Annotated in this window: 10 protein-coding genes; 5 read left to right on the forward strand and 5 right to left on the reverse strand. The window is 69.1% G+C overall.

The features are described 5' to 3' along the window. The first annotated feature begins 255 nt into the window (after positions 1 to 255). Both ACWD3I_RS41150 and ACWD3I_RS41155 read left to right on the forward strand, forming a co-directional pair. Positions 256 to 1,389 (forward strand): ATP-grasp domain-containing protein, encoded by a 1,134-nt coding sequence (locus tag ACWD3I_RS41150; protein ID WP_365397224.1) that lies wholly within the window; start codon positions 256 to 258, stop codon positions 1,387 to 1,389. A 181-nt stretch (positions 1,390 to 1,570) separates the two neighbouring features. Continuing rightward, the gene (locus ACWD3I_RS41155) at positions 1,571 to 3,250 is read left to right on the forward strand and encodes a carbohydrate binding domain-containing protein (RefSeq protein WP_365397227.1); all 1,680 of its coding nucleotides are present in this window, start codon (positions 1,571 to 1,573) and stop codon (positions 3,248 to 3,250) included. A gap of 1 nt (position 3,251) precedes the next feature. Here ACWD3I_RS41155 and ACWD3I_RS41160 read toward each other — a convergent pair whose 3' ends face one another. The 5 genes from ACWD3I_RS41160 to ACWD3I_RS41180 form a co-directional block, all read right to left on the reverse strand. Beyond that, positions 3,252 to 4,124, reverse strand: coding sequence for a sulfotransferase family protein (locus ACWD3I_RS41160; RefSeq protein ID WP_451084323.1), 873 nt, complete (start codon positions 4,122 to 4,124; stop codon positions 3,252 to 3,254). Between the two features lie 168 nt (positions 4,125 to 4,292). Then, a complete protein-coding gene (locus tag ACWD3I_RS41165; protein WP_365397230.1) occupies positions 4,293 to 5,543 on the reverse strand; it encodes an alpha-L-fucosidase in 1,251 nt (416 codons plus the stop codon). Between the two features lie 88 nt (positions 5,544 to 5,631). Further along, complete coding sequence (locus ACWD3I_RS41170) at positions 5,632 to 8,676, reverse strand: alpha-mannosidase (protein WP_365397233.1); 3,045 nt, start codon at positions 8,674 to 8,676, stop codon at positions 5,632 to 5,634. Positions 8,677 to 8,778: 102 nt separating this feature from the next. Continuing rightward, positions 8,779 to 10,116 carry a 6-phospho-beta-glucosidase gene (locus ACWD3I_RS41175; RefSeq protein ID WP_365397236.1) on the reverse strand — a complete coding sequence of 446 codons (1,338 nt, stop codon included), beginning with the start codon at positions 10,114 to 10,116 and terminating at the stop codon, positions 8,779 to 8,781. Continuing rightward, positions 10,113 to 10,877 carry a DeoR/GlpR family DNA-binding transcription regulator gene (locus tag ACWD3I_RS41180; RefSeq protein ID WP_266829681.1) on the reverse strand — a complete coding sequence of 255 codons (765 nt, stop codon included), beginning with the start codon at positions 10,875 to 10,877 and terminating at the stop codon, positions 10,113 to 10,115. Before ACWD3I_RS41180 ends, ACWD3I_RS41175 begins: the two co-directional genes overlap by 4 nt. 152 nt (positions 10,878 to 11,029) lie before the next feature. On the opposite strand from ACWD3I_RS41180, the gene ACWD3I_RS41185 reads away from it, so the two are divergent. From ACWD3I_RS41185 to ACWD3I_RS41195, 3 genes are read left to right on the forward strand one after another with little or no spacing between them, the layout of a single operon-like run. Next, entirely contained in the window at positions 11,030 to 12,049 is a 1,020-nt protein-coding gene (locus ACWD3I_RS41185) for a carbohydrate kinase family protein (protein ID WP_365397239.1), read from the forward strand. A 52-nt stretch (positions 12,050 to 12,101) separates the two neighbouring features. Beyond that, positions 12,102 to 13,388 (forward strand): extracellular solute-binding protein, encoded by a 1,287-nt coding sequence (locus ACWD3I_RS41190; protein ID WP_365397242.1) that lies wholly within the window; start codon positions 12,102 to 12,104, stop codon positions 13,386 to 13,388. Beyond that, complete coding sequence (locus ACWD3I_RS41195; RefSeq protein WP_365397245.1) at positions 13,388 to 14,338, forward strand: carbohydrate ABC transporter permease; 951 nt, start codon at positions 13,388 to 13,390, stop codon at positions 14,336 to 14,338. Before ACWD3I_RS41190 ends, ACWD3I_RS41195 begins: the two co-directional genes overlap by 1 nt. Positions 14,339 to 14,345 lie beyond the last annotated feature (7 nt).

A 14,345-nucleotide genomic window follows, 5' to 3' on the forward strand; every position in this document is an offset into this window, starting at 1 on the left:
GCACACGAATGCGACCACGACAGCATATTCACGTCGCCCGGACAAGCGGCCCGGCACGGCCCCGCAGCGGGATCGATCAAGATCGAATAATCCGTAACACGCGCGTTGCACGCCGGGCCCTCCGGAAGCCGTATGATCGCCCCAACACCACCGCCATGAACTTCCCTTCGCGCAGGGCGGTTTGGTGACCCTCCTCACACCCTGGCCGGGCTCGGCCTGCTTCGCCGTGCCCGAAAACCCCGAAAGGCGGCCTGCATGATCTCTCGCGTACGCGTCTGGCTCAACCGCACGTACGCGGAGAACGTGTTCTTCATGGATCAGTTGCGCCGAAATCCCTGTGATCGCGCCGTCAAGATCCATGCGACGCACGGCGACGCGGACTCCCCCGTGCTGGCCGCCGCCGACACCGCCGAGCTGGAGCCGGAGGGCCTGTCCCCGGCCGCGTACGTCGAGTACGCGCTCGACCAGTGCACCCGCCGCGGCATCGACGTCTTCGTGCCCCGACTGCACCAGTCGGCGATCGTGGCGCACCGCGCGGAGTTCGAGGCGGCCGGTACGGCACTGCTCGCGCCGCCGCCGGAGGCCGTGGCCGTCTTCCACGACAAGGTGATCGCGTACGAGGCCGTACAGGCCATCGGAGTACCGGTGCCGCCCTGGTACCGGGTGCGCAACGCGGAGGAACTCGTCGTCGCCGTCGAGGAGTTGGAGGCGGGCGGGTACAAGGCGTGCTTCAAGCCGGCGTCCGGCGCGGGCGGGGTGGGCTTCCGCGTGATCACGCGCGCCCCCTTCTCACTCACTCACCTCAACGGCTTTCCCGGCCCGTACGTACCGCTGGACACGGTCGTGGAGGCCCTGACGCAGGCCGACGAGTCGGTGGACTGGCTGGTCATGCCGCGTCTGGAGCAGCCGGAGGTCTCGGTCGACTGCCTCACGGGGACCGACAACCGGATCCGGCTGGCGGTGGGCCGCACCAAGAACGGGCGCCGTCGCGGGTTCACGCTGCACGAGCAGTGGCTGGAGCCGGCGCGGATGATCGCTGAGGGGTTCGGGCTGCACTACCTGTCCAACATCCAGTTCCGGATGTTCGGTGACACGCCGGTGCTGATGGATGTCAACACCCGGCCCGCCGGCGGGCTGCACCAGCTGTCGCTGTGCGGGGTCAACGCGCCTTGGGCCGCTGTGCAGTTGGCGCTGGGTGAGGACCCGGGGGAGATGGCTCCGCCGTTCCTGGGTCAGGACTACACGGTGGTGTCGGGGCCGCGGCAGCTTCGGCCTGTGGCCATTCCGCATCAGAGGGCCGAGGTGTCGGAGCCGTTGCCTCGGCCTGCGGCGGCTGAGCCCGTTGCCGTCGACTCCGTCTCGGCCGCGGGTCAGGCACTGCCGCTTTAGGCTGTCGGCCGAGTGCGGGTGTTCTGTGGCTTGTCGCGCAGTTACCCGCACCCCCAGGTACATCTCCCCACCGGTATGGACCAATTCCGTCTCTCCGCCTTGACAGACGCATTGGTCCATACCAACTTGGTTGCGCACTTCCCTGTACTCCCGAACACCCCCATTTCTTCAGGGAGATCATGTGCGCACTCCACTTCCACGGCGTTCCAGACGTCTCTTCGCTCTCCTGGGTACCGCGGCTCTCGCACTGGCCGGGGCCGTCGCTCTTCCCGGTACGGCCCAAGCGGCCAATGTTCTGACCAATCCCGGATTCGAGTCGGGGGCCCTGAGCCCCTGGTCCTGCACCGGCAATCTCGGGTCGGTCGTCTCCTCCCCCGTACGCGCCGGCTCCAGGGCGCTTGCCGGTGCGGTGAGTTCGAGTGACATCGCCAAGTGCAGCCAGACCGTCGCCGTGCGGCCGAACACCGCGTACACGCTGAGCGGCTGGGTGCGCGGCAGCTACGTCTACCTCGGTGTGGACGGCGGTTCCTCCACCTGGACCTCGTCGCCGTCGGCGTACAGCCAGCTCAGCGTGTCCTTCACCACCGGTGCCTCGCAGACGAGCGCCACCGTCTACACCCACGGGTGGTACGCGCAGGGCACCTACTACGCCGACGACATCAACCTCGACGGCCCGGGCGGCGGTTCGGACACGCAGGCGCCGACCGCGCCGGCGAGTCTGCGATCCACCGGGAAGACGTCGTCGAGCGTGTCGCTGGCGTGGAACGCGTCGACGGACAACGTCGGTGTCACGGCGTACGACATCTACAGCGGGTCGAACCAGGTGCTCAGCGTCTCCGGGACGAGTGCCACCGTCAGCGGACTCTCCGGCAGCACCGCCTACACGTTCACCGTGCGGGCGCGGGACGCGGCCGCGAACTCCTCGGCGGCCTCCAACGCCGTGAGCGTCACGACGGACGCGGGCGGCGGGGGCGGGACCGGGTTCAAGCAGGCCGCGCCCTACCTCTACCTCGGCTGGGGTGATCCGCCGAGCGCCACCTCGGTGATGAGCTCGACCGGGATCAAGTGGTACACGATGGCGTTCATCCTGTCCTCCGGCGGCTGCAACCCGGCCTGGGACGGCAGCAGGCCGCTGACCGGCGGAAACGACCAGAGCGTCATCAACTCCATCCGTTCCGCGGGCGGCGACATCGTGCCGTCGATCGGCGGCTGGAGCGGCAACAAGCTCGGGCCGAACTGCTCCAGCGCCGAGGCGCTGGCGGGCGCGTACCAGAAGGTGATCGACGCCTACGGGCTCAAGGCGATCGACGTCGACATCGAGAACACCGACGAATTCGAGAACGCGACCGTGCAGGACCGGATCCTGAACGCCCTGAAGATCGTCAAGGCGAACAACCCGGGACTGCGGACCGTCCTGACCTTCGGGACGTCGACGACCGGTCCGACGTACTGGGGCAACCGGCTCATCGAGCAGGCCAAGGCGCTGAACGCCGGTATCGACGTGTTCACGATCATGCCGTTCGACTTCGGCGGCGGTGCCGACATGTACGGCAACACCGTGAACGCGACGGAAGGGCTCAAGACCAAGCTGAGGTCCACCTTCGGGTGGGACGACGCCACGGCCTACGCCCACATCGGCATCTCCGGTATGAACGGGCTCTCCGACCAGCAGGAGCTCACCTCGACCGCGACCTGGACCTCGATCCGGGACTGGGCGAACTCCCACCACATCGCGCGGCTGGCGTTCTGGTCGGTCAACCGTGACCGGCCGTGCCCGGGCGGCGGCGTGGTCAGCAACTGCTCCGGGATCAGCCAGAGCAACTGGCAGTTCACCTCGATCACGGCCGGCTTCACCGGCTGAGTCAAGCGATCGGGTATCCCCACGCCTGTGCCAACTCGGCCAGGCGTGAGGGCAGTTCGACAGCGGCGTCGGCCTCACGGGCCGGCTGGACGCGTCCCGACCTGATGGTGCTGGACCAGTCGCCGAGCTGCGGGCGGAAGGCACCGTGGTCCTGATCGCCGTAGTCGAGCATCCCGCTCTCCCACGGGAGGCCGAGATACGCACACAGACCGCGGGTGATCCGCTCCGGCTCGGCGGTCAGTTCCTCGTACGTGATCACCTGGGCGTCGAGGGCCGCACGGGCCTCCTCCAGCTTCTCGGCGTATTCGAGGACCTCGGCGCGGATCGCGGCACGGTCCGGATCCGTGCGGCGGTTGGTGAGCGAGGTGATGACCGCTCCCGGGTGGCGCAGCAGGACGATGAACTTCGCCTGAGGCCAACATCGGTGCAGCCGGGGCCAGATGAGGGCGTTCGCCGGTGTCTTGTCGACGATGACGTCCCTGCCGCTGCGGGCGAGTTCGAGGTGCAGGACCCGGTCCCAGAGCATGTGCTCCAGCTCGGTCTTGTCGAGTTCGAGTGCCTTCATGGCCTCGGCGGTGAAGTCGCGGGCGAGTTGGACGTGCACGGTGCGCAGATGCATCTCGTGCGGGGCGCGGATACGGCTGTGACTGTTGAGGAGGACCCTCAGCAGGGTCGAGCCCGAGCGCACCGAGGACAGGACGAAGACCGGGGCCTCCACCAGGCGCGGGGCGCAGGGGGCGGTGTAGGGGTCGGCCGCGGGGCGCGGTGCGGGGACCGCGTCCAGGGTTCTGCGCGGCGGGCTCACCGCCTCCTTCATCAGCCTGCCCCGTCGCCTCAGTCCCTTGCCGATCTCTGACATACGCGGGTCTCGCACCGTGTCACCTTTCTGTCGCGCCTTGCGTTCCGCATCCCAGGGGTGGCGGGCGAACTTCAGGTGTCGGGGAGGCGGCACAGAAAAGTCACGGCGGGCCGGGAACCCGCCGTGACCTGGCGACTTACCGCTTTCTTAATTCTTGATGGGAACCGTCGTCCCGTGGCGTGGTCAGAACCGTCCCGCGCCTCGGTACAGCTCCAGTTCCCCGTCCAGTTCGACCGCGAGCACCGTGGCGTGCGGGTCGAGGTCGGCCTCGGCGGGCGGGTCGATCCACAGCACGCCGACGGCCTCGTGCAGTCCGCCGACGACACGGTGGGCGAGTTCGGTGCCGGTACCGAGGACAGTGACCTTGCGGACCGGGGTGGCCAGGCCGCGGACGCCGATCTCGGCGCGGGGGATGTCGAACAGGGTGAGGTAGAGCGTACGGCCGTCGACGGAGAGGGTGCTGGGCCCGTAGTGGTGCCCGGCCGGCAGTCCGCGCACCGTCCCGTACACCGCCTCGGAGTGCTTGGCGATCCACTCCCCCAGGCCTTCGAGTCGCTCCACCTGCGGCCGCGGGATGGTGCCGTCCTCCATCGGGCCGACGTCGAGCAGCAGGTTGCCGCCGCCTCCGATGGTCTCGGTGAAGTAGCGGATCAGCTGGGTGAGCGACTTGTGGTTGTGGTCCTGGTGCTGGTAGCCCCAGGAGTCGTTGATGGTGAGGCACAACTCCCAGGGGCCCTCGGGGGGTTCGATGGGAGCGCCCTGCTCGGGGGTGGCGTAGTCGCCCTCGCTGAGCATGCGGGCGTTGAAGACGACGTCGGGGTTGTACGAGCGTATGAGCGCGGCGAGTTCGGGGATGCGCCACTGTTCCTCGCTGCGGTCCCACTCGCCGTCGAACCACATCAGATCGGGCCGGTGGCGGTCGGACAGCTCACGGATCTGGCCGTCCCGGTAGGCGATGAACCGCTCCCAGGCCGCCAGGTCCTCGTCCTCGGCCGAGCATTCGGAGTAGCGGTTGTCCTCCTGCTCCGGTGGGCGGCCCGGCTTGCGGGTGGTGGCGTAGTCGGGGTGGTTCCAGTCGGAGTGCGAGTAGTAGAAGCCGACCTTGAGGTCCTTCTCGCGCAGGGCCTCGGCGTAGGGGCCGATGTAGTCCTTGCCGAGGTTGAGTTCGCCGAACTCCGTGTCCCACAGGGCCACTCCGTCATGGTGACGGGTCGTCAGGACGGCGTACCGGGCGCCGGCGCGGGCGAACAGGTCGGCCCACTCACGAGGGTCGTACCGGGCGCCGGTGAAGCGATCGAGCTGGGACATGTACCGGTCGTGCGGGACGATGTCGTCGTAGAACGACCAGGACTCCTGGACGCCGTCGACGGCGTAGATGCCCCAGTGGACGAAGATCCCCAACTTGGCGTCGGTGAACCAGGGTTGCATGGGCACGGCTGAACTCCTGGGTGCGAGAGGTCGCTCGGGTACGGCGGGCAGGGACGGGTGCAGACGTCCCTGCCCGCCGCGCACGTGGGCGCCGTCAGGCGCGCCGCAGACGGAGCGTCAGGATCTGGAAGGGGCGCAGCGTCACGGGGACCGTGCCGTCGACGGCGGCCTCGTCCTCGGTCAGCGGTCGCTCCAGCAGGTCGGTCACCTTTGCTCCGGCGAGCGGGAAGCCGGTGCGCAGGACGCCCTGCGCGCGGCCGCCACGGGACTCGTAGAGCCGTACCACCACATCGCCCGAGGTGTCGTCGGCGAGCTTGACCGCCTCGACGGTGATGCCGTCGCCCTCGACGGAGACGACCGGCTCCGGCTCGCCCGCCGAATCGGCCACGCGCAGGGGCAGGTTGAGGGCGTACCCCTCGGCGACCGCGTCCTCGATGCTCGCGCCGGGCAGCAGGGAGTAGGTGAAGCGGTGCTTGCCCTGGTCGGCCTCCGGGTCCGGGATGCGCGGGGCGCGCACCAGACTCAGGCTGACCTTGGTCGTCGTGCCGCCGTCCTCGCGGACCGTGCGGGAGACGTCGTGGCCGTACGTCGAGTCGTTGATGACCGCGACACCGTAGCCGGGCTCCCCGACGTGCACCCAGCGGTGGCCGGAGACCTCGAAACGGGCCGCCTCCCAGCTGGTGTTGGTGTGGGTGGGGCGCTGGATGTGGCCGAACTGGATCTCCGCGGAGGAGTGCGGGGCGCGGATGTCGATCGGGAAGCCCGCCTTGAGGATCTTCTCGGCCTCGTGCCAGTCGATCTCGGTCTCGAAGTCGATGCGGGGGCTGCCGGCGCGGAGGGTGATCGTCTGGGTGATCTTCGAGCCCTTGCCGAAGGAACGGGTGACGCGGATCGCCCCGAGCAGCGGGTCCTGCTCGACGACCGTCACCGCGTCCGCCTCCAGCAGGTCGGTGAAGCGGTTCTTGTAGTGCTTGTCGATGTCCCAGGCGTCCCAGTAGTTCGGGAGGTCTGTGTGCAGTCGGAGGAGGTTGCCCCGCTCGGCGAGGACTTCGCGGTTCGCGCGGATGTCGTATACAGACGACAGTGTTCCGTCTTCTGCCACCTGTACACGGACGAGACCGTTGTCGAGGACGCTGCCCTCGACCGTCACCGGGTGCGCGGGTTCGGCGGCGGCGAGGGGCGCGCTGCCGCTCGCGGGCACCGTCACGAACGTCGGTGCGCCCGAGCCGTCCCGGACCACGTCCGTACGGTCGTACGGGCTCGTGTTGAAGACCCGTGCCCCGCCGCCGCCCAGGGCCGCGACCGCCTCCGCCGTCAGCACCTCCAGCTCCTCGGCCACCCGCGCGTATTCGGCCTCCGCCTCGCGGTGCACCCAGGCGATGGACGACCCCGGCAGGATGTCGTGGAACTGGTGCAGCAGGACCGTCTTCCAGAGGCGGTCCAGCTTCTCGTAGGGGTACGCGTAGCCCGGCGCGTGCAGGGCGGCCGTCGTCGCCCACAACTCGGCCTCGCGGAGCTTGTGTTCGCTGCGGCGGTTGCCCTGCTTGGTGCGGGCCTGGGAGGTGTAGGTGGCGCGGTGGAGCTCCAGGTAGAGCTCGCCGTTCCAGACGGGGGCGTCCTCGTACTCGGCGCGGGCCTTGGCGAAGAACTCGTCGGGGTGCTCGACGACGACCTTGGGCGAGCCCTCCAGGTCGGCGAGGCGCCGGGCGCGTTCCATGATCTCGCGGGTGGGGCCGCCACCGCCGTCACCCCAGCCGAAGGGGGCCAGGGAGCGCGAACCGGCGCCCTTCTCCGCGTAGTTGCGGACGGCTCGGTCCATCTCCTCGCCGCTGAAACGGGCGTTGTAGGTGTCGATCGGCGGGAAGTGGGTGAAGATGCGGGTGCCGTCGATGCCCTCCCACCAGAAGGTGTGGTGGGGGAACTTGTTGGTCTGGTTCCAGGAGATCTTCTGGGTGAGGAACCACTCGTTGCCGGCGAGCTTGGCGAGCTGCGGGTAGGCGGCGTTGTAGCCGAAGGAGTCCGGCAGCCAGACGCCCTTGGTCTCGATGCCGAAGTGCTCGATGAAGAACCGCTTGCCGTGCACGAGCTGACGGGCGATGGCCTCGCCGCCGGGCAGGTTGCCGTCGGACTCGACCCACATGCCGCCGACCGGGGCCCACTGGCCCTTCTTCACGGACTCCTGGATGCGGGCCCACACGTGCGGGTAGTTGTCGCGCACCCACTCGTACTGCTGGGCCTGGGAGCAGGCGAAGACGAAGTCGTCGTACTCGTCGGCGAGCGAGGTGACGTTGGAGAAGGTGCGGGACGTCTTGCGCTTGGTCTCGCGGATGGGCCACAGCCAGGCGGAGTCGATGTGGGCGTGGCCGACGCCGGAGACCGTGTGCGCGCTGGCGTGGGCGGGCTTCGCCAGGACCGGGGCCAGCACCTCGCGGACCGCCGCCGCGCTGCCGGAGATGTCGTCCAGGTCGAGGGCGTCCATGGCCCGGTCCAGGGCGTGCAGGATCTCGTGGCGGCGCGGCTCGTGATCACCGAGGTGGACCATGACGCCGAGCAGCACCTGGAGATCGAGGTCGAGGTGCCAGACCTCCTCGTCGAGGACGGCGATGTCGGCGCGCTGGAATGTATACAGTGGACGGTCGCCTGCCGTCAGTACATCACCGAGCAGTGTCGGAGCCTCGAAGTTGTTCGCCAGGATGTCGGGGTTGGACGCCGCCTCGACCAGGTAGTCGATCTGCTCCCCGCCCGTCGCCGGGTTGGCGATCGGCACGTACTGGTTGAGCGGGTTGACCGCCTTCAGGGGACGGCCGTCGGGCAGGTGGACCAGCGCCTCGGCCTGGTTGCCCGGCCAGTCGCCCACGAAGCCGAGGTCGATGACCGCCTCGACGCGCTTCCCGGCGAACTCGGCGGGCACCTCGCCCCGCATCCGGAACCAGGTGGTGCCCCAGGGCGGACCCCACGGGGTGTCCATCGCGAACGGCGCGTACCGGGCCGCCGCGGCCTCCTCGAAGGGGACCGGCTCCCCCGGTGCCTGCCACGCCTCGACCTCGAAGGGGACGGTGGCCGCGTAGATCGCGGGCTTGATGCGCTGGTTGTGGAGGCGCTCTACGCGTTCCTCGATCCGGCGGCGTTCGTCGTGCATGAGAGGTCTCCAGGAAGGGAGCGAGCGGGTGGAAGCGGAGGGAGGTGGGCCGGGCGGGCACGGAGGAGGTACGGCGAGGGAAAGCGCTTTCCCTCCGTGTGCTCACTTAAGGTACGCCAGACCCGGATGGACCTCGGCGTAGCCCTCGACCAGTCGGCGGGCGACGTTCACGGAGTCGACTAGCGGGTGCAGCGCGAACGCCTTCACCGCCGTCGTACGGGAGCCGGACTCGGCGGCGGCCAGCACCTCGCGCTCGACCGCCTTCACCGAGCAGACCAGGCCGCTCGCGTGGTCGGGCAGCGGGGCGACGGCGACCGGGTGGGCGCCGTTGGCGTCGACGAGGCACGGGACCTCGATCACGGCATCGTTGTCGAGCACCGAGAGGGTTCCCTGATTGCGGACGTTGAGGATCAGGGTGGTGCGCTCGTCGCGGGCGATGGCCCGCATCAGGGCGAGGGCGACCTTCTCGTAGCCGCCGGACAGGTCGTCGGCGTCGCGCTCACCGGCGCCGGCGCTCTCGCGGTTCTCGGACATGTAGGTGGCCTCGCGCTCGGCGCGGGTGCGGTCCCAGGCGGTGAGGGCGGCGGCGTCCGGGCGGCGCATCTCCTCGTAGAAGGCGGCCTGCTGGTCGGCGAGGAAGGCGCCGCGGGTCTTCTCGGCCTGCTGGTAGGCGCGGACGGTCTCGCGGTTGAAGTAGTAGTAGTGCAGGTATTCGTTGGGGATCGCGCCGAGCGACTGCAGCCAGTCGACGCCGAAGAGCTTGCCCTCCTCGAAGGAGCCGAGGAGTCCGGGGTCGGCGAGCAGCCGCGGGAGTTCGTCACGGCCGGCGACACGCAGGCCGCGGACCCAGCCGAGGTGGTTGAGGCCGACGTAGTCGATCCACGCCTCGTTCGGGTTCGCGCCGAGCACCCGGGCGATCCGGCGGCCGAGGCCGACCGGTGAGTCGCAGATGCCGATGACGCGGTTGCCGAGGTGGCGGGACATGGCCTCGGTGACGAGACCTGCCGGGTTGGTGAAGTTGATGACCCAGGCGTCGGGGGCGAGCCGGGCGACCCGCTGGGCGATGTCGACGGCGACGGGGACCGTGCGCAGACCGTAGGCGATGCCGCCGGCGCCGACCGTCTCCTGGCCGAGGACGCCTTCGGCGAGGGCCACCCGCTCGTCCTCGGCGCGGCCCTCCAGGCCGCCGACGCGGATCGCGGAGAAGATGAAGTCGGCGCCGCGGAGCGCCTCGTCGAGGTCGGTGGTGGCGGTGACCGTGGGGGCATCGTCGACGGTCGACGCCTGTTCAGCCAGCACCCGGGCGACTGCATACAGTCGACTGTCGTCCAGATCGTGCAGAACGACTTCCGTGACCCGCCCCTCGGCGCGGTCCGTCAGGAGCGCCCCGTACACGAGCGGCACGCGGAATCCGCCGCCGCCCAGAATCGTCAGCTTCACGCTTGTACCTTTCCTGCCACGACCACCGCGACGCCCGCCTCCTCCAGGGAGGCCCGCGTCGCCGCGTTCACCGGCGCGTTCGTCACCACCACGTCCAGGTCCTCGGGACCGCAGACCTTCGCCATCCCCGTACCCGGGAACTTCGCCGCGTCGGCGAGCAGCACGATCCGCTCGCTCGCCTTGATCATGGCGCGCTTGACCGGCACCTCGACGACCGTCGTGTCCATCACCTGCCCACCGGGGCGAACTCCACTGGTGCCGAGGAAGAGCCAGTCGGCGTGCAGCTGGCGGAGGTTGTCCTCGGTGAGGAAGCCGACCAGGGAGCGGTACTCGCGGCGGACCATGCCGCCGAGCAGGACCAGCTCGATGCCCTCGTCGTCGGCGAGTTCCTCGTAGACCACCAGGTTGCTGGTGATCACGGTGAGACGGCGGCCGTGCAGCTGGCGGGCCAGGCGGTAGGCGGTGGTGCCGATGTCGAGCAGCACCGACTGACCGTCCTCGATCAGCCCCGCCGCATGCGCGGCTATGACGTCCTTCTCGGCCACGCGCACCTCGGCGACCTCGGCGAAGGGCTGGTCGCCCTCCTCGGCGCGGGCACCGCCGTGGACGCGGGTGAGCAGCCCGTCCTCCTCGAGTTTGACCAGGTCACGCCTGATCGTGGCGGGGCTCACACCCAGCTGCTCGGAGAGGTCGGTCACAGCCGCGGGACCACCGGAGCGCAGGGCCCGCAGGATGAGTTGATGTCGTCGTTCTGCCAGCACGTCGTGAACAGTACTCGTCATTGCCAATCATTTCCATGCTCACTTCTGCTCAGGTATTGACCAATGTCGCGGAGCGGCGCACGATTCCGGTCATCGAATTTGAAGAGTTTTGACGAGCTCCGTCGTGGAGCGCCGGACGAGAGGATGTGCGCGTGGACGACGACCGGCCCGATGTACTGCTGACCGGGCTGCTCTTCTACGACCTCGTTCTCACGGGTCTGGGCAGGCCGCCGACGCCGGGCGAGGAAATCTGGACGGCCGGCATGGGCTGCGGCCCCGGCGGCATCGCCAACCTGGCGGTCGCCGCGTCCCGCTTCGGCCTGCGGACCTCCCTGGCGACGGTCTTCGGCGACGACTTCTACGGCGAGTACTGCCGGGACGTCCTCGACGACCAGGAGGGCGTCGACCTCTCGCTCTCCCGCACCGCGGACGACTGGCCCACCCCCGTCACCGTCTCGCTCGCCCACGGCGACGACCGCGCCCTGGTCACCCACGGCCAGGAGCCCCCGTACTCGCAGGACACGCTGATGGGCGACCCGCCCGAGGCGCGCACCGCCCTCGTTCACCTCGAGGCCGAACCCCGCGAGTGGATCGCCAGGGCCGCCGCGAACGGCACCCACATCTACGCCGACGTCGGCTGGGACCCCACCCAGCAGTGGTCCACGGACCTGCTGGACCAGCTGAAGCTGTGCCACGCCTTCCTCCCCAACGAGACCGAGGCGATGGCCTACACCCGCACCGACAGCGCGGTCGCGGCCCTCGGCACGCTCTCCGAGCTGGTGCCGGTCGCCGTGGTCACGCGGGGCGGGGACGGCGCGGTGGCCGTGGACCAGACCACGGGCGAGTACGCGGACGTCCCGGCCCTCGACATCGATGTCCTGGACGCGACGGGCGCCGGGGACGTGTTCGGCGCGAGCTTCGTCGCGGCCTCGCTCGGCGGCTGGCCGCTCGAGGAGCGACTGCGGTTCGCGGTGCTCGCGGCCGGGCTGTCCGTCCAGCATCCGGGTGGGGCGCTGGCCGCACCCGGCTGGTACGGCGTCGACCGCTGGTGGCGGTCGCTCGCCGACCGCGAACTGAAGACCGCATACGGTTTTCTGTCCGACCGGATCCCGGCCGACCCCGGGCCCCCCGTCCAGTACGCCCCCGTCACTCCCCCCGCACGGCAGTTCTGACCCCCCCGTACATATGCGAAGACCCGAAAACCCCCGAAAGGCGGTGGGAGCTGTGCGGCTCTCACGAAGAGGCCTGCTCCGCGCGGGCCTGGCCGGTACGGCCGCCACGGCGCTCGGCGGCCTGGCGTCCGGCTGTGCCGTTCCGACCGGCTCGACCGGCCGGAACATGGTCCTGTGGTACTGGAGCGGCGGCCTGAGCGACACCGTCGTCAAGAACGCCAAGGCCCGCTACGACAGTTCGGTCGACCTCCAGGCCATCCAGATCGGCGGCCAGTACCGCTCCAAGCTCATCACCACGATCACCGGCAAGGCCCACATCCCCGACATCGCGGGGCTCAAGGGCGAGGACATGGCCGCCTATCTGCCGAACGCGGACCAGTTCATCGATCTGCGGACGCTGGGTGCGGAGAAGTACAAGGACCAGTACCTGCCCTGGAAATGGGACCAGGGCATCGCCGACGACGGCACGATGGTCGGCTTCCCCATCGACTGCGGGCCGGTCGCGCACTTCTACCAGTACGACGTGTTCCGCAAGGCGGGACTGCCGTACGAGCCCGGCGACGTGTCGAAGGAACTGGACACCTGGGAGAAGTTCTTCGCCGCGGGTGAGCAGCTCGGCAAACGGATCTCGAAGGCCAAGCTGCTCACCGACGTCAACTCCGTCTTCGACAACGTGGTGAACCAGGGCAGCAAGCGGTACGTCGACAAGGACCGCCGGTTCATCGGTGACCAGCAACATGTGCGCGACGCCTGGGCGTTGGCCGTCGAGGCCAAGCGGCGCGGCATCGTCTCGGACCTGGTCAGCGGTACCCCGGACCAGTTGTCGGCCATCCAGGACGGCACGCTGCCGAGCCAACTCGGCGCCTCCTGGGCCAGCTTCGACATCAAGAACGGCGTGCCGAAGACCAAGGGCAGGTGGAGGGTGGCCGACATGCCGGTGCGGCCCGCCAACAACGGCGGCTCGTTCCTGTCGATCACCAAGGCGTGCCGGGAGCCCGAGCAGGCCTTCCAGATCATCTCCTGGATGCTCGACGCGGCCAACCAGGCGCAGGGTTACCTCGACGCGGGCCTCTTCCCCTCCACGCCCGCCTCCTACGAGCTCAAGCAGATGCAGGAGCCGGACGACTTCTTCGGCGGCCAGGTCACGACCGACATCTTCGGACCCGCCGCGCAGAAGATCGTCGTCGCCTACAACAGCCCGTACGACATCGCGCTCGGGCAGCCCATCAAGGACGAGATCAAGAACGTCGGCGTCCTCGGCAAGGACCCCAAGAAGGCCTGGAGTGACGCCATGAGCAAGTGCCGTCGCATCGCGAAGCACCTGGGGGTGAGCTACTGATGGCCGTCCTCGAACAGACCCCGCCCGCCGTGGCCCAGCCCTCCGCGGCCGGACCGAAGAAGGGCTTCCGCAAGTACTGGCACCTCTACGCCGCCATCTCCCCCTTCTATCTGATCTTCCTGGGCTTCGGCCTGTTCCCGGTCGGATTCTCGCTCTATCTGTCCTTCCACCGCTGGGACGGCCTCGGCTCGATGGAGTGGGCCGGGCTCTCGCAGTACCAGTACCTGCTGAGCGACAGCGACTTCTGGAACTCGATCGGCAACACGATCATCATCTGGGCGATGGCCACCTTCCCCATGATCCTCCTGGCGATGATCACGGCCGTGATGCTCAACTCGGCGGTCCGGTTCAAGAGCCTGTACCGCGTCGCGTACTTCCTGCCGAACGTCACCTCGGTCGTCGCCATCGCGATCGTCTTCGGCTCGATCTTCTCCACCAACGCCGGCATGGTGAACGCCGTCCTGCACGCGGTCGGGATCGACCAGGTCGCCTGGCTGAACACGCCCTGGGGCATCAAGGTCACCATCGCGGCGCTGATGACCTGGCAGTGGACCGGCTACAACGCCATCATCTTCCTCGCCGGCCTCCAGACCATCCCGAGCGACCTGTACGAGGCGGCGCGCATGGACGGCGCCGGGCCCGTCCAGACCTTCTTCCGGATCACGCTGCCCCTGCTGCGGCCCACGCTGCTCTTCGTGCTCGTCGTCTCGACGGTCACCGGCCTGCAGAGCTTCTCCGAACCACAGGTCCTGCTCCAGACCTCGTCCAACGACTCGACGTTCGCGGGCGGTCCGGGCCACTCGGGCCAGACGATGGTCCTCTACTTCTTCCAGCAGACCTTCGACAACAACGACTTCGGGTACGGCGCCGCCGTGGCGTGGGGCATCTTCCTCGTCGTCGTCCTCTTCTCGATCATCAACTGGCGCCTCGTGCAGCGCCGGGGCGACTAGGAAGGGC

The organism is Streptomyces sp. NPDC002817 (assembly GCF_053592055.1).

Bases quoted from the DNA above. Each gene is read 5' to 3' on its own strand.
- ACWD3I_RS41150 (WP_365397224.1), top strand. From the start codon at position 256: ATGATCTCTCGCGTACGCGTCTGGCTCAACCGCACGTACGCGGAGAAC.
- ACWD3I_RS41170 (WP_365397233.1), bottom strand. From the start codon at position 8,676: ATGCACGACGAACGCCGCCGGATCGAGGAACGCGTAGAGCGCCTCCAC.
- ACWD3I_RS41195 (WP_365397245.1), top strand. From the start codon at position 13,388: ATGGCCGTCCTCGAACAGACCCCGCCCGCCGTGGCCCAGCCCTCCGCG.